Below are 1,937 nucleotides of genomic sequence, written 5' to 3'. Positions count from 1 at the left end.
CCGCCTCAACACCATCCGGCGGGCACACCCCGCGCTCCACCGCCTCAGAAACCTCCGCTTCCACGGAACCGACAACGACGCCGTCATCGCGTACAGCAAGCGCAGCGGCGACGACGTCGTGCTCGTGGTGGCCAACCTCGACCCCCACCACACCCAGGAGGCCACGGTCTCGCTGGACATGCCGCAACTCGGCCTGGACTGGCACGAGTCGGTGCCGGTGCGCGACGAGCTCACCGGCGAGACCTATCACTGGGGCAGGACCGCCTACGTGCGGCTGGAACCGGGGCGGGCTCCCGCTCATGTCCTGCACGTCCAGCGACCGCCCGCCGCACAGCGAAACGGAGGGCCAGGAACGTCATGACCGTCAACGAGCCCGTCCCGGACACCTTCGAGGACACTCCCGCCGGGGACCGGGACCCGGAGTGGTTCAAACGCGCCGTCTTCTACGAGGTGCTCGTCCGGTCCTTCCAGGACAGCAACGGCGACGGCATCGGTGACCTGAAGGGCCTGACCGCCAAACTGGACTACCTGCAGTGGCTGGGCGTCGACTGCCTGTGGCTGCCGCCCTTCTTCCGGTCCCCGCTGCGCGACGGCGGCTACGACGTCTCCGACTACACCGCCGTGCTCCCCGACTTCGGCGACCTCGCCGACTTCGTGGAGTTCGTCGACGCCGCGCACCAGCGCGGCATGCGCGTGATCATCGACTTCGTCATGAACCACACCAGCGACCAGCACCCCTGGTTCCAGCAGTCCCGCACGGACCCCGACGGCCCCTACGGCGACTACTACGTGTGGGCCGACGACGACAAGCAGTACCAGGACGCCCGGATCATCTTCGTCGACACCGAGGCCTCCAACTGGACCTACGACCCGGTGCGCAAGCAGTACTACTGGCACCGCTTCTTCTCCCACCAGCCCGACCTCAACTACGAGAACCCGGCCGTGCAGGAGGAGATCCTGGCCGCCCTGCGCTTCTGGCTGGACCTGGGCATCGACGGCTTCCGGCTCGACGCGGTGCCCTACCTCTACCAGCAGGAGGGCACCAACTGCGAGAACCTCCCCGCCACCCACGCCTTCCTCAAACGGGTCCGCAAGGAGATCGACGCCCAGTACCCCGACACCGTCCTGCTCGCCGAGGCCAACCAGTGGCCCGAGGACGTCGTCGACTACTTCGGCGACTACGCCGCCGGCGGCGACGAATGCCACATGGCCTTCCACTTCCCGGTCATGCCCCGCATCTTCATGGCCGTGCGGCGCGAGTCGCGCTACCCGGTCTCGGAGATCCTGGCCAAGACCCCGGCCATCCCGGCCGGCTGCCAGTGGGGCATCTTCCTGCGCAACCACGACGAGCTGACCCTGGAGATGGTCACCGACGAGGAACGCGACTACATGTGGGCCGAGTACGCCAAGGACCCCCGGATGCGCGCCAACATCGGCATCCGCCGCCGCCTGGCCCCCCTGCTGGACAACGACCGCAACCAGATCGAGCTGTTCACCGCCCTGCTGCTGTCCCTGCCCGGCTCCCCGGTCATGTACTACGGCGACGAGATCGGCATGGGCGACAACATCTGGCTCGGCGACCGCGACGCGGTCCGCACCCCGATGCAGTGGACCCCCGACCGCAACGCCGGCTTCTCCTCCTCCGACCCCGGCCGGCTCTTCCTGCCCACCATCATGGACCCGGTCTACGGCTACCAGGTCACCAACGTCGAGGCCTCCATGGCCTCGCCGTCCTCGCTGCTGCACTGGACCCGCCGCATGATCGAGATCCGCAAGCAGAACGTGGCCTTCGGCCTGGGCTCCTACACCGAACTGCCCTCCTCCAACCCCGCCGTCCTCGCCTTCCTGCGCGAACACGGGGACGACCTGGTGCTCTGCGTCAACAACTTCTCCCGCTTCGCCCAGCCCACCGAACTCGACCTCAGCGCCTTCCGGGG

2 protein-coding genes are annotated in these 1,937 nt (G+C 68.1%); both read left to right on the top strand.

Translation table 11 applies throughout. The features are described 5' to 3' along the window. Nucleotides 1-361, top strand: a 361-nt coding sequence (locus tag B7L92_RS09295; RefSeq protein ID WP_143626273.1) for an alpha-glucosidase C-terminal domain-containing protein, incomplete at its 5' end; no start/stop codon positions are given. Then, a partial coding sequence (gene treS, locus B7L92_RS09290) for a maltose alpha-D-glucosyltransferase (RefSeq protein ID WP_107501420.1) occupies nt 358-1,937 on the top strand: 1,580 nt, incomplete at its 3' end. The genes B7L92_RS09295 and treS, both read left to right, overlap by 4 nt.

It is taken from the genome of Streptomyces viridosporus, from assembly GCF_002078235.1.
GTDB classification, from domain to species: domain Bacteria; phylum Actinomycetota; class Actinomycetes; order Streptomycetales; family Streptomycetaceae; genus Streptomyces; species Streptomyces viridosporus.
This window is presented reverse-complemented; position numbering and strand designations above follow the sequence as displayed.